The organism is uncultured Tessaracoccus sp. (assembly GCF_947255005.1).
In the GTDB taxonomy this organism is placed as follows: domain Bacteria; phylum Actinomycetota; class Actinomycetes; order Propionibacteriales; family Propionibacteriaceae; genus Arachnia.
Genome location: NZ_CAMYFI010000002.1, coordinates 1 through 24,479 on the forward strand (window position 1 = coordinate 1; position 24,479 = coordinate 24,479).

Genomic DNA, 24,479 nt, shown 5'->3' on the forward strand with positions numbered 1-24,479 from the left:
AACAACGTCGCTGAACTCCTCACAACACTGGGGCACTAAAGTTGTGAAACTCAGGCCCGACGCGAAGCGCGAGGCGCTCATCGGGTTGTTGAGCGAAGACCCCCGGCCGGCGTACCAGCGCGACGGGCGCAGCTACGGTGTTGCATTCGCGGGCCACAACGTCCGGTTTCACGTGGAGAGCGAGACACTCGTCGTCGATGCGATCACTCAGCTCGGCTGACATATCCCTCTTTCCAACTGTTCCAGACCAACTCAGGCGCGGGCTCTCCACGCACCGATGCGTACACGTCCGTGAGCGCCTCGGTGATACGACGGTTGGCCTCGCGGACGTCGTCGTCGCTCGGCGTGTCGGACAGCAGATCAGTGAGCTCGACGGGCTCCCCCACTGCCAGCGAAATGGGCCGCCTGCGCAACGAGAACAACTTACGCAGTTGCAGATACCGCCCACCGAGCACCTCCTGACACCCCTCCTGGGCGATGGGAAGCACCGGCACCCCGGTGGTGAGGGCCAGGCGCGCGGCGCCATTGCGCGCCACCATGGGCCAGCCTCGCGGGTCGCGCGTAATGGTGCCTTCAGGAAAGATGGCGACACAGTCGCCCTGCTCCAGTGCCTCGGCGGCATGCCGCAGGGAATCCTTGGCCCGCGCCGTGTGTCGTTCGACGGGAATCTGCCTGCATTGCACGGCCAACCAGCCGAGCACCGGCACCTTCCAGATCTCTGACTTGCCCAAGAACCTCGGCCAGCGTCCCGCAGCGACGAGCGCGTCACCCAACGTGACAGTGTCGAAGTTCGAGGTGTGGTTACTGACGACGAGCACCCCGCCCTGCTTGGGAACACGATGCAGACCTCGCCATTTCCGCGTCACCAGCAGCGGCAGGAGGCACCGCACAAACCCCACCAGACTTCGGTACACGATGGGTGCGGATTCGGGCTTCGACATGGGGCCACTGTACTGCCCTAACCTCGCTCTACTCGACCGTGCGCGACCCGGGCGGTCCCGCGTCTGGGCCGCACATTTACTGGAGATTTTTTAGCACAACCCCTTTGTTTTCAAACGTTTGTTCGGTATGATTGGTGGTGTTGAAGGAGAACAATGATGTCCGACGCAGCACCTCTCGCATTCGCCGCCATGGTTCACGCGCGCAACGCCGCGCGCGCCGCTGAAGTTGCAGAAATCGTCGCGCTCCTCGAAGCGTCCGACACCTACGTGCTCGAAGAAGACATGACGCTACCCAAGGCCCTCCGCATCAAACGCCTCTCCTCCGGGCGCGACGGAGTGCGCGGTCCGTCGGAAGCGTTCGTGCTCGAAGCGAGCGCCGCTACCGGCATGAGCTTTTCCGGCATGCGCGAGCGCGTCTCCCAGGCACTCAGCATTCGCGCTCGGCATCCGCGCATCTGGCAGCTATTCATCTCCGGCAGTATTCAGTGGTGGATGGCCCTCAAGGTTGAGGAAGCCACCCAGAAGTTGCCTTGTTCGGCGGCCATGGACGTCGATCGCCGCGCCTCGCACTGGCTGGGGATCAACTCGGTGTGGACGCTGTTCGAGCAGCTGCCCGTGTGGGTTACCGAAGCCGATGCTGAGGGTGCCCGGCGTCGAGCCCGAATTGCAGCCCAAGAGCGCTTCGTGCACGTTGGGCGCTTCGAAGACGAGCACGTCGGCATCTTCGGCAAGGTGGCGGCAGCCGACGGCGTGTTGTTCGATCAGGCTCTCGATCAGATCGCCGCCACGCTTCCCGAGCCCGAGGTTCCAAGCGAGCTCGAAGCGCACGAGCGTGCTTCCTTCATCCGTGGCCAGCGACGTGCTGCCGCCTTCGGCATCTTCGCGCAGCAAGCTGTCGGTCAAGAGTCGTTGATGAGCGTTGAGATGGTGGTGCACGTTCCTGCGGAGCGCTCCAACGACGAAGCCGCTCTGGCAGCTGACGGCGCGACCCCACTCGGATCAGCGGCCTATGTCGAGGGTTGGGGGCATTTGCTCACCTCGACGCTGCCGGAGTTCCTGTCCGGTTCGAACGTCACGGTGCGGCCCGTACTCGACCCAAACCTGGTTCCAGATGCCCCCGGCAGCACACCGAGCAGCCGCCAGCTCTGCGCCTTGCAGGTTCGCAATCCGCGTTCGGTGTTTCCATTCTCCGCTACCAAAGCGAAGCATTGCGACGTTGACCACACCGTCGCCTACTCCCCCAGCCACGACGCGGGCGCCACGAGCATGGGCAACCTCGGCCCTCTCGACAGGCGTGCGCACCGTATGAAAACCGCTGGCCACTGGCATCTGCAGCAGCCTGAACCCGGTGTATATCACTGGACATCGCCGCTGGGTTACCAGTATCTGGTGACGGGCCGGGGCAGCGTCTGCACCCAAATACCCGAGGTCCCCATCGCACCCATCCCGGAGCTGCCGCCGCAGCCACCCGTCGACGAACCCCCACCCGACTGGGCTCGCGCCGCGTAACGTCAACTCACCACACCGGTACCCCGCACTCCTGCCGGAGTCGCGGGGTACCGGTGCTGCGTGCATTTATTAGGCACATGCAACAAGCGCTCACCCGAGTTGCAGATGTACCGACAGGGAACGTTGTTCCATGACAGGCGGGCGACTGAATCGTTGGTGGTTTAAGCAGCAGCGGAAACGTGCAATACCTCGTAGGCGGTGACATTGGTGGAGCTCTCGTCGGTCTCACGAGTGCTGAGCTCGACGAGGATGGCATCCCAGGTGGTGACATCGACGGCGGCGATTCGGGCCACGGTTGAGTCAGTGTTCGTGGCGAGGAAGTCGGCGGTGGTGCCCTTGATGCAGTCGGACGGCGCGGCACTGGCCGGCAGCGGCACGGTCTTGACGGTGAGGCTGCGGGCGTTGGAATAGTCGGCCGGGCCAGCGACGAGCTGGTGGACTGTCCAGTCGTGGATCGAGTGGCGACCAAAGTCGCGCACGATGGCCGAGTAGCCGGGTTCTCCCCAGCAGAACTGGCGCATCCCGTCGATGTCGCGCCAGACGTAGAAGGGAGCGTAGGAGTTCTGAGGCGCGCCCTTGGCCTTCTCCTGGATGAGGTAGGCCTTAAACTCCAGTCCGAGGTAGCCGTCCATGAGATGACCCGTCCGAGTGACACGATCGCGGATGATCTGCATGTCATAGTCGGTGGGCAAAGTGATCTGGTATTGCATGGCGTACATCAGTGATTCTCCTTGATTGTTGATTGCGTGGCATTCGGTCGTGGGAGTAACGGGTTCCTTCCGGTCAACAGTCGACAGGACATCAACTGTTCGGCTATAGAGCCATACCAGTGCCGCTGGCCGGCATCACTCCAGACGGACTCGCCCTCGGTCAGGTGCCGGAGTGGTTGTCCTTCGACGTGGGCCGGGGCAACGCCGTCCGTGACGCAGAGCCGCCGTACCTCGGAGGGTTTGCCGGCGGGTGCGCGCTCAGCGACGAACGTGACAGCGTAGACACCCAGAGTCGACGGTGCCCTTCGGTACTCCAGGGTCATCCTCGACTCCAAGTGCGCAGGAGAGTGCTTGCACCGTGGACGGCTGCGTCAAACTCAGCGGGATCTTGCTGCGCGCGAGCCAGGACATAACCGCCTTGCACTGTAGCCACAACCAACGAGGCCAACTGGTGGGCGTCAGCCTCGGGCGGGAACTCACCTGCCTCAACCCCTTCGCTGACAACTGCCCCGATCATCTCCACCAACCACGCCAAGGTCTCGGACACCGGCTGAAGCAGCTCAGGTGTAGCGAGCACGTCGGCGTCATACGTCATACGACCCATGCGGCAGCCTCGGAGCGAATCACGTTGACGTTCAAGGTAGGCGACGAGACGTTCTGTGGCCGTCCCTTCGCCACGAAGCAGGGCATCCGCATCCTCCCGCATGGCTTCCGCACTGGCTTCGAGTGCAGCCACAGCGAGAGCCTGTTTCCCTGAGAAGTGGTGGTACATGCTGCCTTGTCCGGCGTCGGCTCGGCTCAAGATCTCCTTCGGGCTGGTTGCTGCGTAACCCCGCTCCCACAGCAGCTCCTGGGCTGCATCCACAAGACGTGTCCTCGTGTCCATACTCCGACTGTACACACCAGTAGTTACAAAATGCAACGGAAAATACTCCATCACCCACCCAATCAACGTCTCCGGTCAGTCCAGCTATACCTTGTCAGCTTGGATGATCCCGCAGATCTCGTCGGTAGTGATCTGCGCGTATGAGCGCCCGTCGGGGCCGTGCTCTCGACGTCCCAGGTACCCCTTCGCGCCCGCGTGCTCCATGGGGCCGATCGTGCGGTGCTCGAACCGGTCGGAGCGCCGAATGCGCCCGTATGGCGAGAGCGGCGCCGTGGCCCAGCGCCCGGGGAATGCGACATTACCGATGTAGTGGAGCCGGTCGCCGGTGCCGGTGAGGTGCCATACATGCTGCATCTTGTCGAGGCCGGGGTCGTCGCCGAAGATGCCTCCTATGGAGATGAGGTTGACGGGGATGCCGAAGCGGTCGAGGAACCAGCCGGCACCGAGCGCCATCTGCGCCCCACCGGAGAACCCGATGAGAGTGACGGGCACGCCGCTGCCCCGGACGTAACCTTTGCGCTGGAGGGAACGCCAGATCTCCTGCGCCAGACCGATATTGAACGTTGGGCCGTAGCGCGGGTCGGCGGAGACGAGCACTTGCGCCACGTTGCGCAGGTTGATCAGCATCGGCAACATCAGGGGGAACCGCCCACGGCGCAGCTTGTCGAGCGTCCCCCACAGCCAGGCCGTAGTGCGTTGCAGCAGGCCCTGGTTGTTCACCGCGTAGGGGAACACGTCGTCGACGATACGCACGCCTGGCATCCGCCGCGCCAGTTCGTCCAGCCACGCTTGCTCTCGACGAGACAGCTCGCCGCCCAGCGTGCCCACGCCAGATAAGTAGACGAGGTAGTGCTCGGAGGACGTTTCCGACGATGGCTCCAGCGCGAGCTGCTCCATAGTGTGCGCTATTTCGCGTTCGCCGCGATCGGCCCACCAGTTCAGCGACTCCAGTGGGGACAACAGTACGAACAGCACCACGATCAGTACCGCGCCCCAGATCAGTGAGCTCATCATCGCGTGGGCTCCTTATGCTGTCCGACGGGAACCATTGGAGTGCCAGCGAGGATGTCGCGGGACTGCACGAACGTCGGTCTGCCCGACGCCAGCGTCCACAGCCGGCCCACTACCCAGTTGAGCGGTTCGGCGAGCAACCTGGACAGAATCTGCATGATGAGCCAACCAGCGATGGTGATGGCCAGCGCCGACCAACGCCCTAGGCTGAACACGTGCTGTGTGCCGACCCAGATGATGAGGTAGCTCCACACCTCGAGCAGACGCCCAATCCCGAGCCCGATGTGCGGCATGGCAGTGATGAATGCGAACACGTGCGGCGCAAGCGCTAGGAGCGCCACCTCGATGAGCGGTATGAGCGGCATGGCGCGCATCAACACCAGCGAGCCGATGCACCAGATCATCGACGCTTGGATCACGTAGAGCGAGACGAGCAGTACAGCGTTAACGAGCAGACTCGTGAGAAGTCTGAGGCCCGCGATGTGGTTGATCTTGAGCACGGCGACGTGCCCGAGCATCGATGACAGTCCGGCAAGAAGCGCCACCCAGGCGGCGATCTGCCATGTAAGGCTGTCAGGTTGCTGGAAGATTGCCGGGTCGAGTCTCAACGCAGCAGCCAACGTCGCGAGCACTTCCAGCACGCACTCGAGTCTAACCCCCGCATCCAGACACAGCTGGCGGGGTATCAGGGGTGGGAGTATCGAGGCGGCAAATCCAGTTGCTGCAGGGTTTCGGCGACAGCGTGTTCCAGGTTGTGGGCACCTTCGGCAAGCGCTGTGTCGAGGTCTGTCGCAGGGTCGACGATGGGCACGGCGGCGAGCACACCGTCGGGTAGTGGCGTGTTGGCGTCCTGCACACGCCCAGCGAAGATCACGGTAGGCACCCCATGCGCTGCCGCTCGGGTCGCGACAGCTGCCGGCACCTTCCCACCAGCCGACTGCGCATCCCAACTCCCCTCGCCGGTGAGCACGAGCGACGCTCGGCTGAGCAGCTCGTCGAATCCGACGACGTCCATGATGAAGTCCGCGCCCGAGCGGATGGTGGCGTTCGTAAACGCCAGCAGGCCCGCACCCATGCCGCCCGCCGCACCCGCGCCGGGAACGTCACGAACATCCTTGCCAACAGCGGGTTCGACGATGTCCGCCCACTGCCGAAGCGCGGCGTCCAACTCCGCGACACTCTGCGAATCGGCACCTTTCTGCGGCCCAAAGATGTGGCTGGCGCCATTGATACCGAGCAACGGGTTCGTCACATCACTGGCGATGGTGATGCGCACGTCGCGAAGCCGGGGATCGATATTGCCCGCATCGATGGCGGCAAGCTTCGCCAGCGCCGCCCCGCCAGGCGGCAACGGCGCGCCATACTCGTCGAGAAACCGCACACCCAGCGCGGCGAACATGCCCTCACCGGCATCATTCGTAGCACTGCCGCCCAACCCGACGAGAATCTCGTCGACACCCAAATCCAGAGCCGCAAGAAACAACTCGCCCACCCCAACCGAGGTGGCACGACGCGCGTCGCGCTCGCCGCGTTTGAGCCGCTCCAAACCTGCCGCAGCGGCCATCTCCACGACGGCCAACCGCCGCTCAGGAACGTGCACGATGTTGGCGGTGATGGGCCTACCCAGCGCATCGTGGCACTGCACTTCGACGAATTCCCCGTCGAGTGCTATGCGCAAGGCCTCCCCGGTGCCCTCACCACCGTCAGCCAGCGGCACCAGAACCGGATCACACAACCCCAACGAGCTCCGGACGCCCCGTGCCATCGCCCCAGCCGCTTCCGCGGCGGTCATCGATTCCTTGAACGAATCGGGTGCACAAACGATCAACGGTGGTCGCTCCATACGAGGAAGTGTACGCAGCAGCCTACTCAGGGCTTATCGGGGTGCTCCACCGTCGGCGCCTGCACGTCGATGGATTCGCCGTCGAAGGCTACCTTCGACAACCACAGCTGGCGCCCGCTCACTTCATCGCCAACCTCACCCGGAACCCAGGCGTGGTAGGCGATCCACCACTGACCATGGGCTTCAACGAACTGGCAGTGCCCAGGGCCGGCCGCAACGTCGTTGGCCATCATGACCGGCTTCGGATCCTTACGCCACGTCCCATCCGGAGCATCCGCGACAGCGTGCCCCATCGCGTAGTCCTCCGAGCCGTAGTCATTCGCGGAGTACAGCATGTGGAACACACCATCGACCTCGACCACCGCAGGCCCCTCGACCAGGTTGCCTTCCCAGTCTTCCGTCTGCTTGAAAAGATTCTTGGTTTCGCCTTCTATGCTCCGGCCGTCGTCGGACAGCTTGGCCACCTTGATCCAGGTATCGACGCCGATGGCGTTGCCATCGTTCTTCCAGAACAGCCATTTGGACCCATCAGAGGCGATGAACGGCGAAGCATCGATGGACCCGCCTTCCTCGACCTCGCAGACGATGGGTTCCTCGGAAGTGTCTTCGTAGGGCCCTGCAGCGTGTTCCGACGTGGCTACCCCGATGCACTGCCACTGTGGGTCAGGTGCCTTGGTGGTGTAGTACATGCGGTAGGTGCCGTCGTCCCACTTGATGGCTTCGGGCGCCCAGACCTTGCCCGAGCTCGTCCATGAGGCCAATGTGGGCATGGCGTCGACCGACTGCGACCAGTCGACCATGTCTGGGCTGGTGAGCACCTGGACGTTCATACCGTTGCCGTTGGTGGCGATGGCGATGTATCCGTCGTCGGTATTCAAGATCTGCGGATCCGGAAAATTGTGCGCGTAGACCGGGTTCGTGAATCCCATCTGCTCCCCCTCTGCTGTCGTCGCTGTTGGTTGGCTCGCTTGCGGTGTGATCGGGGAGCCTTCAGCACTACCGTCCGCCCCACAACCTGTGAGGACGAGTGCGGCTCCCAGGGTGAGGACTCCCGCCCCGGTCGATATTCGTCGATTGTTGCGTGACATCTCGCTTCCCTTCCGACGGCGCACGCCCGGCTTTCCTAGCCTTTGAGCCCGGACGTGGCGACGCCTTCGATGATGTAGCGCTGCAGAATGGTGTAAATGATGAGGACGGGCACGGCCGCCAAGCACGCGCCAGCCATGATGACCGGGTAGTCGATGGTGTAGGCGCCCTGTAGCCGCGACAAGCCGATAGGCAGCGTCAGCATCTCATCGCTGAACATGACGTAGAGCGGCCAGACGAAGTCGTTCCAGTTTGCCAAGAAGCTCAGGATGAACAGCGTCAGAGCTGCTCCCCGAACGTTCGGCAACATCACACTAAAGAACGTTCGGAACGGACCGGCACCATCAATACGGGCAGACTCTTCGAGTTCCTTAGGTACCGCCAGGAAGAACTGGCGCATAAAGAACACACCAAACGCTCCGGCGGCTCCAGGCACGATGAGAGCCTGCAAGCTGTCGAGCCATGCGAGTTTGCTCATCAGCTCGAAGTTCGGCATCAGGAATACGAACCCCGGCACAAACATGGTGAGCAGGATGAACCCGAACAGTACGTTCTTGCCCGGCAAGTACAGGCGCGCCAAGGCGTAGCCAGCCATGGATGCGACGGCAACCACCAGCGCGGCGTGCAGCGTCGCAGCGATCAGCGAGTTCGCAAACCACCGGAACACGGGTGATGATGCATCCTCGAAAAACAGCCGGTAGTACGCCCGCAGCGTCCACTGCTCGGGGACGATCGTCGGCGGCATCGCCCGCCCTTCAAGGGATGTCTTGAAGCTGGTGAGGATCATCATCACGATGGGCGCGAAGAAGATGAACGCCAGCAGCACGATCATGATCCAGAACAGGATCTTGGAAATGGTGCGGCTCATGCGACGCTCCCCTGCTTCTGCTTGGCCAAGAATGCCTTCTCAGCTGCCTTGGCCTGCTTCCTCTCCCGCGCAGCGTCCTTGTCTCGCACGAGCCAGAAGTTGATGACGGAGATAATCGCCAAGAAGATGGCCAGTATGTAGCTTTGCGCGGCTGCGGCACCGGCGCGCCCCTGATTGAAGCCGAGGTCGGTCATCACCATAATGGCTGTCCGTGTCGATTCAGCCGGACCACCATTGGTGATCATGTACGCCTGACCGAACATGTTGGCACTGGCCAGCGTCGTGGTGATGAGCACGAAGATGAGGACCGGCCGCAACCCAGGGATGGTGATGTGGACGAAACGCTGCCAGGCGGTAGCACCGTCGAGTTCTGCAGCCTCGTACTGTGCTTTGGGGATCTCTGCGAGGCCGGCCATGTAGATGACGGCGTTGAAACCCACCGTCCACCACACTGTGACGCCGACGAGCGAAATCCATGCCCACGGCTGGTCGGTCGTCCACTGGATCTCGACTCCGAGTAGGGCGTTGACCAGACCGAAGTTGCCGTCGAGCAGGTAGCTCCACAGCACACCGATCACAGAGACGCCCAGGACGTACGGGGCGAAGAACGCCGCCCGGAAGAACGTGCGTCCGGGGAACTTTCGGTGGAGCAGCAGCGCCAGCCCCAGCGGAACGGTGAGGAGGAATGGAACGCTAATCACCGTGAAGATCAACGTATTCTTCATGCCGTTCCAAAACGGCTGTGCCGTGAGCGACTCTCCGTCGAAAAGATCAGCGTAGTTTTGCAGACCGACGAAGGGGCGGCCAGGCAAGCTGAAGTCCCACTCGTGCAACGAGATCCACAGCCCGTATATAGCCGGCACGATGATGAACATCGTGAACAGCACCAGATACGGCGCGAGGAAAGCAATTGCCACCCAGGGCGAACCGTGTACCCGGCTCGCCCTGGGGTGCTTCGATCGGGCTCGAGACATTAGCCTTCGTACTTCTTCCGATTTGCTTCAAGGAGCTTGTTCGCACGGCTCACCGACGCATCCAGCTCCGACTTCAGCTCCTTGCCACCAAGCATCACGTTGTTGAGCGCCTTATCGAACTCGGCGCCGACGTCACCAATGCCCGGGATGGTGGGCGGGAAGTGCAGCACATCGATCTGCTCGGCGAACTTCGGCTGATGCTCAAGCTTCTTGAACTCCTCGGACTCACGCACCTCGTTACGGGCAGGCACCTGGCCACCCTTCGCCCACTCGACGGACTGTTCGGAGACGTAGTTCAAGAACACACGCGAAGCCTGCTGCTTATTCTCATCGGGCTTCTTCTGCACGGGCAGCGCCATCTGGTGAGAGCTCGACCACGCGGCATCCTGACCGCCGATATTCGGGAGTCGGACCACATCCCACTCCAGGTCTTTCTTCTCACCGAGGGTGTTAATCGCCCAGATGCCGTTCCAGTTGAAGGCGCACTCGCCGTTTTGTAGCGCGATGAAGTCGGCGTCCTGGGCCACCTTCGACGGGCTGTGCCCATCCTTCACAAGGCCCAGCCACCACTCGAACGCCTTCACTGCCTCGGGCGAGTTCCACGTCGCCTCCGTGGCATCGTCGTTATACATGGAACCGCCGAACTGGTAGATGAGCGATTGCATCGACTGGCCGCCCGTGAACAGGTGCGGGCTTGCCCAGTGACCCTTGATGCCCTTGCCCTTCAGCTTGTCGAGCGCGTCCATATACGCGTCGAACGTCATTGGCGGCTGTTCGGGATCGAGTCCGGCCTTCTCCATGACGGCCTTGTTGTAGAAGAACCCAAGCGGGTGCACATCGAGCGGCAGTGCGTAGCGCTTGTCCTTGTAGATACCCGCTTGCCAAGGAACCTCAGCGAAGTCGTCGCCCTTGAGATCAAGTGCCTTCGCGACGTCGTCGAGCGGCTGGATCACGTTTCTGGCAGCGTTGGTGGCGACGGAGTCGACGTGCATCACACAGATGTCGGGGCCTTTACCAGAAGACACCGCAGTGGGAAGCTTCGTGTAGAAGTCAGACCACTGCATGGTGTTGAACTCAACCTTGATGTTGTCATGCTCTTTGTGGAATGCGTCGACGATCTTCTTCATGTAGGCGCCGTCACCGCCGGTGAAGCCGTTCCAGAACGCGAGCGTGACAGCGGGGCCGTCGTATCCGCCCTTGCCGCCGTCGCCGCTGGCTTCGTTGTTACCGCCGCCTTGGTCCGTCGCAGATTTACCGCCACCACAAGCGGAGAGCCCACCGAGAGCGAGCGCGCAGGCAGAGACGCCAAGCAGGTTTCGTCGAGACATGGTTCGCATGATGTGTTTCCTTTCGGTTCTCAGCGTTGAGAGGTTTGTAGTCGGATGCAGTGCCAGGACACCGCCGGAAGATCTGCCGTGAGGCGTCCGCCTTCGACGCGCGCCTCACCCATGCGGGGCTGCACCGCGTCGGGATGCTCCTGGCTGTTGACGATGCTGTGGTCGTCTTCGTGAAGGAGCAGATGCTCCGCGAGTGTGACATCGCCCAGTGCGGAGAAATCGAGATTCAGCTCGCAGGCATCGTCGAGGCTCCGGTTCACGACGAAGAGTGCAAGCTCGCCATCGTCGTCGAGTGTGGCGGTTGCCCAGAGCTGCGGAACCTCGCCGTATGCCGGGGTGTCGATGACGGGCGACTCCATCGCGATGTCGAGCACCGTGCCCTTGGCGTACTTACTTGTGAGTGCGAATGGGTAGAAGATGGTCTGCCGCCACGCGGGGCCGCCTGGCTCAGAGCGAATGGGGGCGATGATGTTGGCGAGCTGCGCCTGACATGCCATACCTACGTCGCGGCTGCGGTTCACAAGCGTGATGAGGAACGATCCGACGACCACCGCGTCGAGCACGGAGTATGTGTCCTCGATGAGGCGCGGAGCGTGTTGGATCTCGATGGAGTTCTCGCCGCCGAAGCGCGACTGGTACCAGACGTTCCATTCGTCGAAGCTCACCGTGATGCGCTTGGTGGATTGCTTCACCGCCGCAACGTGGTCTGCCGTAGCACGAACGGACGCGATGAAACGATCCATGTCTTCCGCTGCACACAGGAAGCTCACCACGTCGCCATCGATGGGCTCGTAGTAGGCGTGTGCGCTGATGTTGGAGACGTAGTCGAAGGTGTGTTCGAGCACTTCTCGTTCCCAGGCGCCGAAGGTTGGCATCTGACGGTTGGACGATCCGCAGGCGACGAGTTCGAGAGTGTCGTCGAAGCGATGGAAGACGTTGGCTACTTCCTGGCTGAGCCTTGCGTATTCGTGGGCTGTCTTGTGGCCTACCTGCCACGGGCCATCCATCTCGTTCCCCAGGCACCAAATGTCAACGTTCCATGGCCGCTCGTACCCGTGCGCGACGCGGCGGTCGGCGAGTTCTGTGCCCTGCTCACCGTTGACGTACTCGAGGTACTCCATGGCTTCAGCCATGCCGCGCGAACCGAGATTCACCGCCAGCATGGGCTCGATCTCCATGCGCTCGCACCACGCCAGGAACTCGTTAGTGCCCACCTCGTTGGGTTCGATGGAACGCCAACCGAAGTCGAGACGGGTGGGGCGCTCTTCTTTCGGCCCTACTCCGTCTTCCCACCGATAGCCCGAGACGAAGTTCCCGCCCGGATATCGAACGAGCGAGACCCCCATCTCTCGCACCAACTCGGCGACGTCTTGACGGAATCCGTGCTCGTCGGCCGATGGGTGGTCTGGTTCGAAGATTCCCGTGTAGACGCACCGCCCCATGTGCTCGACAAACGACCCGAATACGCGCGGATTCACCGGCCCATGGTGCCAAGCGGGATGAATCACGGCGTTCGCCTTGCCCATATAAAGCCACTCCTTCGTGCTTCGCAACTCTGCGGTTACAACGGGAGCAAATCCCGGATATACGGCATATTACAACGGAGGTAAACTCAACACAAGAGGGTCTCCCTAATGTTCACTTGGCAGTGGAGTAGGCCCTTGCCAGGCATAGAACTAGTCAGAATAGGATTGCTCGCATGGCGGTCAGGCTGCAAGACGTTGCCCGGGAAGCTGGGGTCTCAATTAAGACAGTGTCGAACGTCGTGAACAACCGGCCCGTGGTGCGCCCAGCCACGCGGGCACGCGTCGAGGCAGCTATCGAGGCACTCGGGTATCGCCCCAACGCTACCGCCCGGCAGCTGCGGTACGGGCGCTCGGGCTTTTTGGCACTGGTCGTACCCCAAATCGATTCACCCTATTTCTCCACGCTCGCCAGCGCTTTTACTCAGAAAGCTCTCCAACGTGGGTGGGTCACGCTGCTGGAATCGACGCAGGGGTCCCGCGAAGCTGAGCTCGCCGTCCTCGCCGGACAGCAGAGCCACCTGGTGGACGGTATCGCCTTCTCCCCGCTGTCGCTTACGCCCGCCGATTTCCATAACCGCACAGATGCCACACCCATAGTGCTGCTGGGCGAGCGAGGTATCCCCGACGGGTTCCCCCATGTGGCCGTGGACTCTGTCGCGGCGGCGAATGCCGTCGCCTCACACTTTATTCACACAGGGCGACGCAGAATCGCGGCGATTGGGGTGGAGTCGGCGCAGGGGACGGCGTCAGTTCGCCTTGCCGGCTACCGTTCCGCCCTCGCGACGGCTGGACTACCCGAGCGGCCGGAGTACATCGTCGCAGTCAGTGAATACAGCCGCAGCGCTGGGCGCGACGCCATGGCCGGACTCTTGCGGCTTCCTGAACCACCCGATGCTGTGTTTTGCTTCAACGACGTCATGGCGATCGGTGCACTCAGGGCATGCGCTGACGCGGACGTTGACGTGCCATCACAGGTGGCGATAGCCGGCTTCGACGACATTCCCGAAGGCGAATTCAGCAACCCATCACTCACCACGGTGCGCCCTGATTTGGACGCGCTGGTGGAAGGCATATTGGATAACCTCCTCGGGCAAGTACAGGGGCGCGATGAGTGTTCCGTCGCGCCTGTGGGCTGGGAACTGATCGTGAGAGAGAGCGCACCCGCTTGAACCAGCCGTGCAACACGGGCCCTGGATTCGCACGCAGTAACCTACAGATGTGGTGAGCAACGATGCGGTCCCCCACATCTTCACACTTTCAATACTGCTCGAGACTGGAACCAGTCCCAGGGCTCTGAAAACTTGGCGAAATCCATTACAACCGAAGCCGGTCAGTTACTCGAGTGCTTGTAGTTGCAAACTCCAAAGGACTATTCAGCAATCTGACTGGAACTCGTTAACGCGTCTTCCCACACCTATCAGCGCGCCGATGTTCTCTCTGAGGGCCTGGGCGAGCTTGGGCTGGCAAAGCTCGATATTATAGAGCAGAAACACCCTGTCGATAAGGCCTACGAACGATCAGGCAAGTATGACCAGCTTTGGCATTCGCCGGTTCAGTTTCGACGAAACACTGAGCCTGAGCTGCCGCATGCGCCAGAATCTTGAGTTGTCGGAGAAACAATCTCTGGCTGATGGAGAAGTTCTCCTTTATAGGGCTCTTCGTAATTGAGGGTGTAGAGCGTGGTGGTGTGGGCCTGTCCGTGTCGTTGCCAGGGTAGACGTCGAGGTCTCCCTGAAGATGAGGGTTCCTACACTCTCCATCTGGAAGACCTCGACATGGATAAGCCTAGCTTCACGACCCCTGATCTTGATGCGTTCTGCCTCCTTGACACCCACGACCAAGTTGCAAACCGTGGAGGAGATCCTGGAGAGGCTCAGCTCCGATTTCCAGAACCGCACCTACCTCCGCAGCATGTCAGTGCTCCAGGAAGAGCCTGGCACCGGATAAACGGTCATCGGAATCTATCTCATGAAGCTCATGGCGGACTTCACACACACTCGATGCAGACAGCATCGACCACGACACCATGTGTTCAGAGCTCTTCCTACCAGGTCACAGGGAGGCATTCGAGGGTCTGTGCGTAGGCCTCGTGGTGCCGCAACAGTCGCTGCGGGAATCCGTCAAGGCATCTTCGCGAACACCCCGGACTCACCCCCGTCGATGGTGATGACGATGTTCACATCGCTGACGGCGAAGAGGAATTCAACGTACAGATCATCGACGAGGATCATCGACTCTCGCCGTATGCGATGCAGGCCCATGCCTCTCTCACGAAACGTTACCGCGACGTTAAAACTCGATTCTTCCATGGACAGTGACCTGAAGCGTCACAACTCGAGTGGGCGAGGAATCGAGCAAAGCATGTCATTATGCTGCTGGACTCCGGGAGATCTGTCCTCCGGCGATATTTCCAAGGCCGAATTCGACGTGCTCCTGGACCAGCTACAGGAATCGGAGTGCCAACTCTATGGCTTATCATCCGGATGCCCAGTCAGGGAAGCAATGAGTACCTCGTCGATGATCCGCCTCAACTATAACAACTCATTACCGAGAAAGAGAGGAAATCCGGTCTAGCCAGTATGGTTTCAGGTTATGCCTGGCCGTAAATCAGTTAGAAGACAACACCAAGGTCGATATCGATCTCGGCTCTGGCGCAACAAAGTGGTGGAACACAACCCCGATTGATTGGGCGAATTCCCCAACGTCGTTGGATGAATCCTGCTCCATTCACACCATTCGGGGCTTTGACCTCAACTACGCCGACGTCATCACCGGGCGTGATTTACGCTACGACGTATCCACGAGGCAGCTCTTCACCCATAGAAACAGCTCTTCGACGCCGCGGGCAGACGCAACAACACCACGGCCAGCGTCGCAACAACTGACGACATGCTGTTTGGGTACATCACCAACATTTGCACGGTACTACTGACCCGTGGCATCAAAGGCACGTTTGTCCACGCGGTCGACCCGACATTACAGCAATACCTGCGACAGTTCTTGCCGATTCCCTAATGATGTGGGCACCCGAGCGCGGCGTCAGCAAAACCTCCGCTGGTTCCGACGAGTACGCTGTCACGCGGGGATCACCCAACCATGCAGCAACTCAAACTGCACGACATCTCCCACTTGCCGAATGCTGTCACCCGGTTCGTGTACCACCAAGGTGCCCATCTCTGTTTCCAGCTCAACGACAGTATGCGTGCGTGCAAACCGTGACGCAATCACTTGCCCTCGCAACCCCGTCACTTCGCTCCCCTTCGCACCACGCAACCGGATGTCTCCGGGATGGAGGACGAGCGCCGCCGGGCCAGGCATCACTTCGCCTGGAATCGCCATACGGCTACGCCCGACTTCTATGATTACCCCCTCTTGGGCGCTGCTTACAACAGTGCCTGCGAAGATGTTGGGGATCCCCATGAATCGGGCGACGAACTGGCTCACCGGCCGTTGGTATACCTCGCGAGGCGTTCCCAGCTGCGCAACCGTCCCGTGCCGCAACACCAGGAGCGAATCACCTACGGCGCAGGCCTCATCAATGTCGTGCGTGACGTAGAGCGTCGCGGCCCCCTCGCGTCGCACGTGTGTGAGTAGGCTTTTTCGAATGGAGGCGCGCATCGTCGCTTCCACATGCGCAAGCGGCTCGTCAAGCAACAGCACACGCGGGTTGCGCACCAGCGTTCGAGCGAGCGATACACGCTGCGCCTGCCCACCCGACAAGGATTCTGGTTGCCGCTGAGCGAGCCGGGAGACGTTCATCGTCGCCATCGCAATATCGACGAGGTCCCGTCGCCGCAGCGCATCCATCTCTGCCCCATCGAGCCCAAACTCGATATTCTCTTGCACGCTCAACCCAGAAAACAGCGACGCCGACTGCGTCACCATCCCAGTGTTCCGCTTCCGAGCGGGAATGGTTGCGATGGAGGTACCGTCGATCTCAATCTCCCCGGAACGCATCGCATGTAGCCCCGCAATACTGCGCAACAGCGTAGTTTTCCCGCACCCAGACGGGCCGACGATCGCAAGCACTTCGCCGTCGCAGACCGCGAAGGACACCGCATCAAGTACACCCCGCACATCGCGCAGGGATTTGACCACCAGGTTCATGTCCTTCTCCTCCGCCCAAGTAGCGCGACTACGAACGTCACCGCCGCGGTCAACGTCGCCATGGCTAATGCCAACGCCGAGGCTTCGCTTAGCTTGCCAGCGCCCACAAGTGTCACGATCCTTGGCCCGGCGAGGGACAGCTCGGGCGGCTGTACAAACACCACTGGCGTCACCCGTGTCAGCACAACACTCGTCAGCATTACTAGGGTTACTCCGAGCGCAGGACGCATCAACGGCCAAAACACCTCCGACGCGGTTCGCACAGCACCAGCCCCGAGCAGCTCGGCAGCTTCGCCGCATTGCACCGATCTGCGCAGCCCAACAACCACCATCAGATACGCCGCAGGCACGCCGAACGTCATGAGGCAGAGCATCACTCCAATCATCCCTTGCAGGGGCGCCGCTCCTCCGACAAGCGCCGGGACGACAACCGGCCCGATCGGCATGGGATTGCGGTGATTTAGCGCGATCAACGCTCCAAGCGCGACTGGGGAGAGCACGAGCACGAAGAACATGAGTGGATCGAGGAGCCGCCCGCGGTGCCTCGCAAGCAGCGCAGTCCCACCGCCTAGAAGCAGCGAGAGAAACACCACCAGTATCGCGGTAACGAGCGTCATCGTGGCTGTAGCCCAAAGCGTTTCGGATTGTCTCCGCCACCGGGCAGCTTGCATGACGGTGGCACCAAACACGGCAGCGACACCAACGCCGACGAAGGCACCTAGGCTACGCACGATCCGCCACGGGTCGAGAAACTGCGCAAGCTCGCGTGACCCGCGCAACACCGGGAGCGCCAGCCCGCCTAGCCAGCGCGTCGCGATCATCGCTACTACCGCCGCCATCACCACGAGTGCAAGCACCGCACGCCCCGCCACAATGGCTGGGGCATCAGCAGTGATGGCATGCAAAATGAATGTGGCGAGCATCGGGCGCGCGTTCGCGAGCGCGAGCGGCACGGAGGGATCCGTCAACGCAAGCAACGCGCTCATCGCCCAACCGAGGCTGATGCCTGGCCCACAAGCGGGGAGCAACAGACGTCGCCAGAGGGACCATGGCGACACCCCGAGGTCCGCAGCGGCAAGCAGTTGTTGCGGATGGACGCGCGCCAACGAGCTTGCAACGCACACTGCCGCGATGGGAATGCCCGCCACGCCGTAGGCAGCCACGCAGATCACAATCGGCTCGAATCCCACGATTCGCCCCAGCGGCGCAGCAACCACCGCCGCGGGAGTTGCGAGCAGCCACCCAGCCAGCGCCAGCAACAGCCACGGTCTCGGGCTGACGCGCACTGCGATGGCCAGTATCAGACCGCCGAAGCTCGCGATCATTCCCGCCGCAGCTGCCATCACCATGCTTCGACACAGCACCCTCAGCATCGGCAGCCACCCGGTATCTGGCAACGTCGCGCCAGCATCGGCGGCATCGAGCCAAATGAGACGTAGGAATGGCACAGCGAGCAGCACCAGTAGCGCTGCGCCACCAAGCAGATCTCGGCGACGCCCCCGTCGGGGATTGGACCACCACGCGATGTCGGCAGTGCTAGTATTCGCCATCGCGAACTTCTGCAAGCCATTCAGTGACGAGCGCCTCACGCAATACGCTATTCACGCTGGAGTCTTTCACGAGCACTGGCACTTGCAAGGACGCAAGCACCCCGGCCAGATTGCCGTCGAGGTCCTCGGCGATGGGGCTCTGCCCGCTCACAGAGGAGGCTACCCGCTGCCCTTCCGAGGAAGTCACATAGCGGAAGAACCGCATCGCCTCACGCTGATGGCGCGCTCCATGCAGCACGGCTGCGGCACCGACCTCGTATCCTGTTCCATCGCGGGGAAACACAGTGGTGACTGCGCGAGATTGCGCTCGTTGCTGGTCGCAGTACGGCGCGAACGTCACGGCCACGCTCCCCCTCCTGGCAGCCACGAGCTGAGCGGGTGACGTCCCTGATTCAGCGATGTGCGCAGTCTGGGCATTCAGCGCTCTGAGAAACTGCACCCGCTCCTGTGCCGATGCGCTACGGGCATGTTGCACCAACAGGATCGTAGTTGCGGTGCCCGACGTCAGCGGATTGGGGATCACAATCTCTCCGCGAAGGTCTGGACGGAGCAAGTCCGCCCACGTCGCTGGCGGTTTCGTCGAATGTGCGACGCAAAACGCCAGAACCCCACCATAGATCCCTCGCCAGTACCCATCCGGATCATCGAATCTCGTGGGCGAGCCCGTGTGGGTGGGTTCGAGCAGTCCCTCGTCTTTGGCGCTCTCGTAAGCATCCGATGGCCCGCCCACCCAGACGTCAAACTCAGGCGACCGCCGGTGCTGCTGCAGCCGAGCTAGTGCTTGCGATGTCGGCAACCTCACGAGGGAAACGCGCACGTCGGCACTGACATAAGCTTCGACGAGCGCCTCGCAGGTACGTTCACTGTTCGAGCACAGTACCGCGAGCGTCTCCCCGCGCGTTGAAACCAGCAAGCTCGTCACCAGCAGCACGAGCGCTGCCAATACTGCGCAGCCACGCAACGCCGCTCGTCGAAGCCAAAGGGAACCGAACATAATTGACAAACTGTAGCGCGCGGCGCCCCAAGAAGGACACCGCGCGCTACTTAAAGAGGGAAGGGCTTCGATCAGCGCTCTGCCCGTTGTGCGATGAGCGCGCGCTCGTCACGGCCAACAATCCACATCAGAATCAGCGCCAAGACGACCACACCGAGAAGACACATGTAGGTGACGCTCCAGCCGAAGTGATCAATCAGGAGACCAACGCCAGTCGACGCGAGCGACGCGCCCAACAGGTAACCGAACAGCCCGGTGAATCCAGCTGCGGTACCGGCCACGTTGCTCGGGGAGAGATCAATCGCTTGTAGACCAATAAGCATGACGGGGCCGTAGATGAGTCCGCCGATCACAGCGATCAGTGTGTAGAACAACCACATCGGTGCAGTGGCGGGAAGCAACCAGTACATGGCCAGAGCAATGCCCACACCTCCGAGAAAGAGCAAGCCAGCCCCCGAGCGCCAACCCTTAAACACCTTGTCAGACACCCATCCGCACAGGATCGTACCGATGATGCCAGCGAGTTCATACACGGCGAACCCGATGAGCCCATCCTTGACATCCGCGCCGTGGATCTCCTGCGTCAGATAGACGGGGATCCAGTTGAGCACGCCGTAGCGAAGCGTGTACACGAAGACGTTGGTGAGGGCTAGCATCACGATCACGCGGTTCGTGAGGACGTGCTTGACCAGGGTTTCCTTCCATGTCATGGAGCCGCCCGTGGACTTCACCTTCGCCGGGTCGTTGCGATATTCCTCAATGGGAGGCAGACCAACCGCCTCCGGACGATCACGAATGAGCAGGAAGGCGATCAGCGCGACGGCGAGCGCAATGATGGCAGGGAACCAGAAGGCCGGTGTCCAGTCAGCCCTGTCGACCGCCCAACGCTGCAGCGCGAAGGCGGCGGCCACGCCTACCCCAGCGCCGCCGACATTATGTGCGCAGTTCCAGATGGAGGTTTTCCAACCGCGCTCGTTCGTCGAGAACCAGTGCACGAGCACACGGCCCGAGGGAGGCCAGCCCATGCCCTGTACCCAGCCGTTGATGAACATCATCAGCGCAAAGACGCCGACGGAGGCCGTCAGTGCCGGAACAAATGCCAGAAGCAGGTTCACCACCGCGGACAGTGCCAGACCAAGCGGCATGAAGTAGCGCGCATTTGCCCGGTCAGAGAGCATCGCCATGAAGAACTTGGAAAGGCCGTACGCAAACAGGACAGCGTTGGCCACCATGCCAATGCCCGTGGCATTCATCAGACCGTTGTCTTTCAGAATAGCCGCGACGAGCGACACATTATTTCGAATCAGATAGAAGCCGGCGTATCCGATGAAGATCCCCATGAATACGCTGAAGCGATAGCGCTTGTAGAGGCTATCCACCTCGTGGTCGGGCACTCGAGGCTGTGCGGGTGGTGCCGAAAGAAACCCCAGCGGCTTCTCTGCGGTGGTGGTTGACATAGAATTTGCTCCTTCATTGGGCGTGCATCAACGACGTGCATGCGTTCGCAGAGCAAGCGTGCGTCGGCGCTCAGTAACAGCGCTGCCTCACACGGTGACGCTTGGTGACAGCCTTGTCACCTTGCTTCCTCAACGTGTGCGCAGCAGGTATCCCTGGCCACGTTTGGCCTCGATCACTGTTGCGTCCACACCTACAGATGCCAATGCACGACGTAGTCGATACACGCTCGTCTTGAGCATCTCTCGACTGGCTGCGAGCTCGTCGGTTCCCCAAGCCTCATTGAGGATTGTGCGTTGCGACACCACTTCGTCGGGCTTGTTCGCTAAGACAGCAAGCAAGCGGAAGTCGGTAGGATTGAGCGGAAGCCCTACCCCATCCCACCAAGCCTCACCTGTTGCCCTGTCGAGCAGCAGTGAGCCACATTCGATGCGATGCATGGTCTGAGTGGGCAGCGAACGCCGCAGCAAACCTTGCGCTCGCAAGGCGAGTTCTCGAGGGCTAAACGGCTTGGTGACGTAATCGTCGGCACCTGCTTCCAAGCCTGCGATACGGTCTTTCTCTGCACCCAGCGCTGACAGCAACACAATGGGCATGTTGCTCCATGTGGCACGGATCCGACGAGTGAGCTCCACGCCCGACCCCAGAGGAAGCATCACATCAAGCACCGCTAAATCCACGTGATGCTGGCGCAGCAGACGCCAAGCCTGCGCAGTGTCGTGAGCAGCAATGCATTGAAAGCCTTGGGTCTCCAGTGCGAACGTCACAATTGACACCATCTGTCGTTCGTCGTCGACGACAAGCGCTACCGGCTGCATGAAACTCCTGGCATCAACACATGGACCATCGTTCCCTTTCCTGGCGCGGAATCCACCATGATTTGGCCTCCATGCGCATCGACGATGCGCTTCGCAACGCTCATGCCGATGCCTGTGCCAACGCGTCGGGCAGAGCCGGTGACGAACGGGGCAAAGAGGTTCTTTCTGTCTTCCGCACTCATTCCTTCCCCGCTGTCCATCACGGTGATGAGGGCACCGCTCTCCTCCGCGTCCGCAACACGTACCGTCACCACGCCTCCTTCTGGAGAATGCCGCACAGCATTATTTACCAGGTTCCACACGAGCTGCCGGATGAGGCCTGCGTCCCCCTGGATGGGCCGCATGCCGCCCTCAGCATCCACATGAATAGGCGCCGACGCGATGCGACGCATGCCCCGCGCAGCCTCCGCAACCACCGCACGCACATCCACGGTTCCGACGGTAAGCGGTTCGGATCCTGCGAGCCGGACATCGATGAGGAAGCTCTCGGCGATGTCGATCACCTGCTGCGTATTCTCCGTGATTGTCTCCACGAACCGTCGCTGCACATCGTTGAGTTTTCCCGGCAATTGCTCAGCGAGGAGCTCGGCCGCTCCTTTAACGAGCGCGAGAGGCGTTCGGATTTCGTGCGACACGGTGGCAGGCGCCCAATCACGCTGCAGCAGTTCTGCTTCGACGCGACTCAGCTCCAGCTGGACCTTTCGTCGCAGGCGATACTCGTGAGCGCCCCAGACTCCGAGCACCGCAGCACCGACCCAGCCGAGGATGCATGCAACCATCATCGGCTAATCGTGTCACACCTACGATGGCACCGCTTCAGCGCCTCAGTCGAGCACCTTGGCGGGCAGCGTCGCGGGCTTGAATGCCGGCCGACGTTCCTCATATGCCGCGATGTCTGCGTCGTGCTGGAGGGTCATCGAGATGTCGTCGAGCCCCTCCATGAGGCGGTAGCGCGTGAAGTCGTCGATCTCGAAGTCGATCACCTCATCGCCGACGGTGAGGGTGCGGTTGACGAGGCTCACTTTGATCGTGGCGCCTGGGTTGGCATCGATCCAATCCCACAGGTGTTCGACGGTCTCCTCAGAGACAACGCCGACGACGAGTCCAGCCTTGCCCGCGTTGTTGCGGAAGATATCGCCGAAGCGGGAACCGATAATCACCTTGAAACCGTAGTTTTGCAGCGCCCACACCGCGTGCTCACGCGATGAGCCAGTGCCAAAGTCCGGCCCCGGAATCAAGATGGTGCCGTCCTTGAATGCTTCCTGGTTCAAGACGAAGTCGGGGTCGTCGCGCCATGCAGCGAATAGCCCGTCCTCGAAGCCTGTGCGGGTGATGCGCTTCAGGTAGACGGCCGGGATGATCTGGTCGGTATCGACGTTGCTGCGGCGCAGCGGAACGGGGACGCCTGCGTGGGTAGAGAACTTGTCCATGGGTGTTTCCTTCTCAGAGATCGGCTGGCGACGCCAGGTGGCCCGTCACGGCGGTGGCTGCGGCGACGGCGGGCGACACGAGGTGCGTGCGTCCGCCCTTGCCCTGGCGGCCCTCGAAGTTACGGTTCGACGTGGATGCGGAGCGCTCCCCTGGCGCGAGCTGGTCGGGATTCATGCCCAAGCACATCGAGCAACCGGCGGCACGCCACTCAGCACCAAACTCGAGGAAGATCTTGTCGAGCCCTTCCTCTTCGGCCTGCAGACGCACGCGCGCAGAGCCGGGAACGACGAGCATGCGCACGTCGTCGCTGATCTTCCGCCCCTTCAGCACCTCGGCAGCCAGGCGAAGATCCTCGATGCGCCCGTTGGTGCAGGAGCCGAGGAAGACGGTGTCGACCTTGATGTCGCGCATCTTCATACCGGGCGTGAGATCCATGTAGTCGAGGGCGCGGCGCACCGTCGTCTTATCAATCTCGGACTCGAAATCATCCGGCGACGGCACCACTCCCCCAAGCTCCACGCCCTGCCCGGGGTTGGTTCCCCAGGTGACAAACGGCGTGAGCTTGGTGGCGTCGATGTGAATCTCGCGGTCAAATTCGGCGTCGTCGTCGGTGCGCAGGCTCTTCCAATACTCGACGGCCGCATCCCACTCCGCACCTTCAGGCGCGTGGGGGCGGCCCGCGATGTACTCGAACGTCGTCTCGTCGGGCGCGATCATGCCCGCCTTCGCGCCCCACTCGATCGACATGTTGCAGATCGTCATCCGCCCTTCCATGGACAGCGACTCGACCGTCGAACCTCGATACTCGACGATGTACCCCTGGCCACCGCCTGTGCCCACCTTCGCGATGAGCGCGAGCACAATGTCCTTGGCGGTCACACCTTTGGGAAGTTCCCCGTCAATATTCACGGCCATCGTCTTGAGCGGCTTCTGCGGCAGCGTTTGCGTGGCGAGCACGTGCTCCACCTCCGACGTGCCAATGCCGAACGCGAGCGCCCCGAACGCGCCATGCGTCGACGTGTGTGAGTCGCCGCACACGATCGTCATCCCTGGCTGCGTCAGCCCGAGTTGTGGCCCGACGACGTGGACGATGCCCTGGTCTTTATCACCCAATGAATGGAGTCGGACGCCGAAGTCCTCAGCGTTGCGCCGCAGCGTCTCAACCTGGGTGCGGCTCGTCGGGTCTGCGATGGGTTTGAGAATGTCCACCGTGGGCGTGTTGTGGTCTTCGGTGGCGAGCGTGAGCTCAGGACGTCGCACCTTGCGCCCAGCGAGTCGGAGCCCCTCGAACGCCTGCGGGCTGGTCACTTCGTGCACCAAGTGAAGGTCGATATAGAGCAAATCTGGCTCGTCATCGACGCAGCGCACGACATGCGCTTCCCACACCTTCTGGCTGAGAGTCTTGCCCATGAAATCACCTTCCGATAACGCGT

22 protein-coding genes and 1 pseudogene are annotated in these 24,479 nt (G+C 61.6%); 4 read left to right on the top strand and 19 right to left on the bottom strand.

Features of this window, described 5'->3' with window-relative positions; translation table 11 throughout:
- Window positions 1-220 (top strand): annotated as a pseudogene (locus Q0X61_RS00800) (hypothetical protein); the annotation flags it as partial.
- On the opposite strand, the gene Q0X61_RS00805 reads toward Q0X61_RS00800, so the two are convergent.
- Window positions 204-941, bottom strand: a complete 738-nt coding sequence (locus Q0X61_RS00805; RefSeq protein WP_297739359.1) for a 1-acyl-sn-glycerol-3-phosphate acyltransferase — start codon at window positions 939-941, stop codon at window positions 204-206. The pseudogene Q0X61_RS00800 and the gene Q0X61_RS00805 sit on opposite strands and share 17 nt — an antisense overlap.
- 156 nt (window positions 942-1,097) lie before the next feature.
- Between Q0X61_RS00805 and Q0X61_RS00810 the strand changes: the two genes are divergently transcribed.
- Window positions 1,098-2,450 carry a DUF222 domain-containing protein gene (locus Q0X61_RS00810; RefSeq protein ID WP_297739361.1) on the top strand — a complete coding sequence of 451 codons (1,353 nt, stop codon included), beginning with the start codon at window positions 1,098-1,100 and terminating at the stop codon, window positions 2,448-2,450.
- 161 nt (window positions 2,451-2,611) lie between these two features.
- Here the strand turns inward: Q0X61_RS00810 and Q0X61_RS00815 are convergent, their stop codons facing one another.
- From Q0X61_RS00815 to Q0X61_RS00860, 10 genes are all read right to left on the bottom strand, one after another.
- The gene (locus Q0X61_RS00815; protein WP_108872503.1) at window positions 2,612-3,169 is read right to left on the bottom strand and encodes a DUF4865 family protein; all 558 of its coding nucleotides are present in this window, start codon (window positions 3,167-3,169) and stop codon (window positions 2,612-2,614) included.
- 310 nt (window positions 3,170-3,479) lie between these two features.
- Window positions 3,480-4,046: a TetR/AcrR family transcriptional regulator gene (locus Q0X61_RS00820; RefSeq protein ID WP_297739368.1), complete on the bottom strand. Its 567-nt coding sequence runs from the start codon at window positions 4,044-4,046 to the stop codon at window positions 3,480-3,482.
- Window positions 4,047-4,130: 84 nt separating this feature from the next.
- Window positions 4,131-5,060 (bottom strand): hypothetical protein, encoded by a 930-nt coding sequence (locus Q0X61_RS00825; RefSeq protein WP_297739371.1) that lies wholly within the window; start codon window positions 5,058-5,060, stop codon window positions 4,131-4,133.
- Window positions 5,057-5,698: a hypothetical protein gene (locus tag Q0X61_RS00830; RefSeq protein WP_297739374.1), complete on the bottom strand. Its 642-nt coding sequence runs from the start codon at window positions 5,696-5,698 to the stop codon at window positions 5,057-5,059. Before Q0X61_RS00830 ends, Q0X61_RS00825 begins: the two co-directional genes overlap by 4 nt.
- Before the next feature lie 44 nt (window positions 5,699-5,742).
- Window positions 5,743-6,900, bottom strand: coding sequence for a glycerate kinase (locus Q0X61_RS00835; RefSeq protein WP_297739377.1), 1,158 nt, complete (start codon window positions 6,898-6,900; stop codon window positions 5,743-5,745).
- 26 nt (window positions 6,901-6,926) lie between these two features.
- Entirely contained in the window at window positions 6,927-7,829 is a 903-nt protein-coding gene (locus Q0X61_RS00840) for a glycoside hydrolase family 43 protein (protein WP_297739379.1), read from the bottom strand.
- A 194-nt stretch (window positions 7,830-8,023) separates the two neighbouring features.
- The gene (locus Q0X61_RS00845; RefSeq protein ID WP_297739382.1) at window positions 8,024-8,854 is read right to left on the bottom strand and encodes a carbohydrate ABC transporter permease; all 831 of its coding nucleotides are present in this window, start codon (window positions 8,852-8,854) and stop codon (window positions 8,024-8,026) included.
- Window positions 8,851-9,771, bottom strand: coding sequence for a carbohydrate ABC transporter permease (locus tag Q0X61_RS00850; RefSeq protein ID WP_231974610.1), 921 nt, complete (start codon window positions 9,769-9,771; stop codon window positions 8,851-8,853). Before Q0X61_RS00850 ends, Q0X61_RS00845 begins: the two co-directional genes overlap by 4 nt.
- A 56-nt stretch (window positions 9,772-9,827) precedes the next feature.
- Complete coding sequence (locus Q0X61_RS00855) at window positions 9,828-11,165, bottom strand: ABC transporter substrate-binding protein (RefSeq protein ID WP_297739389.1); 1,338 nt, start codon at window positions 11,163-11,165, stop codon at window positions 9,828-9,830.
- A gap of 20 nt (window positions 11,166-11,185) precedes the next feature.
- Window positions 11,186-12,691 carry an alpha-N-arabinofuranosidase gene (locus Q0X61_RS00860; protein WP_297739392.1) on the bottom strand — a complete coding sequence of 502 codons (1,506 nt, stop codon included), beginning with the start codon at window positions 12,689-12,691 and terminating at the stop codon, window positions 11,186-11,188.
- A 173-nt stretch (window positions 12,692-12,864) separates the two neighbouring features.
- On the opposite strand from Q0X61_RS00860, the gene Q0X61_RS00865 reads away from it, so the two are divergent.
- Both Q0X61_RS00865 and Q0X61_RS13330 read left to right on the top strand, forming a co-directional pair.
- A complete protein-coding gene (locus Q0X61_RS00865) occupies window positions 12,865-13,860 on the top strand; it encodes a LacI family DNA-binding transcriptional regulator (protein ID WP_297739395.1) in 996 nt (331 codons plus the stop codon).
- A 1,427-nt stretch (window positions 13,861-15,287) separates the two neighbouring features.
- Window positions 15,288-15,623: a DNA/RNA helicase domain-containing protein gene (locus Q0X61_RS13330; RefSeq protein ID WP_367270689.1), complete on the top strand. Its 336-nt coding sequence runs from the start codon at window positions 15,288-15,290 to the stop codon at window positions 15,621-15,623.
- A 143-nt stretch (window positions 15,624-15,766) separates the two neighbouring features.
- Here Q0X61_RS13330 and Q0X61_RS00870 read toward each other — a convergent pair whose 3' ends face one another.
- From Q0X61_RS00870 to leuC, 8 genes are all read right to left on the bottom strand, one after another.
- A complete protein-coding gene (locus tag Q0X61_RS00870; RefSeq protein WP_297739397.1) occupies window positions 15,767-16,798 on the bottom strand; it encodes an ABC transporter ATP-binding protein in 1,032 nt (343 codons plus the stop codon).
- Window positions 16,795-18,348 (bottom strand): hypothetical protein, encoded by a 1,554-nt coding sequence (locus Q0X61_RS00875; RefSeq protein ID WP_297739400.1) that lies wholly within the window; start codon window positions 18,346-18,348, stop codon window positions 16,795-16,797. The genes Q0X61_RS00870 and Q0X61_RS00875 overlap by 4 nt, the downstream gene beginning before the upstream one ends.
- Window positions 18,335-19,342 carry an extracellular solute-binding protein gene (locus Q0X61_RS00880; RefSeq protein WP_297739403.1) on the bottom strand — a complete coding sequence of 336 codons (1,008 nt, stop codon included), beginning with the start codon at window positions 19,340-19,342 and terminating at the stop codon, window positions 18,335-18,337. Before Q0X61_RS00880 ends, Q0X61_RS00875 begins: the two co-directional genes overlap by 14 nt.
- A gap of 71 nt (window positions 19,343-19,413) precedes the next feature.
- Window positions 19,414-20,799, bottom strand: a complete 1,386-nt coding sequence (locus tag Q0X61_RS00885) for an MFS transporter (RefSeq protein ID WP_297739405.1) — start codon at window positions 20,797-20,799, stop codon at window positions 19,414-19,416.
- Window positions 20,800-20,928: 129 nt separating this feature from the next.
- The gene (locus tag Q0X61_RS00890) at window positions 20,929-21,615 is read right to left on the bottom strand and encodes a response regulator transcription factor (protein WP_297739408.1); all 687 of its coding nucleotides are present in this window, start codon (window positions 21,613-21,615) and stop codon (window positions 20,929-20,931) included.
- On the bottom strand, window positions 21,603-22,397 hold the full coding sequence (locus tag Q0X61_RS00895; protein ID WP_297739411.1) for a sensor histidine kinase KdpD: 795 nt from the start codon (window positions 22,395-22,397) through the stop codon (window positions 21,603-21,605). The genes Q0X61_RS00890 and Q0X61_RS00895 overlap by 13 nt, the downstream gene beginning before the upstream one ends.
- Before the next feature lie 42 nt (window positions 22,398-22,439).
- Window positions 22,440-23,045, bottom strand: coding sequence for a 3-isopropylmalate dehydratase small subunit (gene leuD, locus Q0X61_RS00900; protein ID WP_297739413.1), 606 nt, complete (start codon window positions 23,043-23,045; stop codon window positions 22,440-22,442).
- A gap of 13 nt (window positions 23,046-23,058) precedes the next feature.
- The gene (gene leuC / locus Q0X61_RS00905) at window positions 23,059-24,456 is read right to left on the bottom strand and encodes a 3-isopropylmalate dehydratase large subunit (protein WP_297739416.1); all 1,398 of its coding nucleotides are present in this window, start codon (window positions 24,454-24,456) and stop codon (window positions 23,059-23,061) included.
- Window positions 24,457-24,479 lie beyond the last annotated feature (23 nt).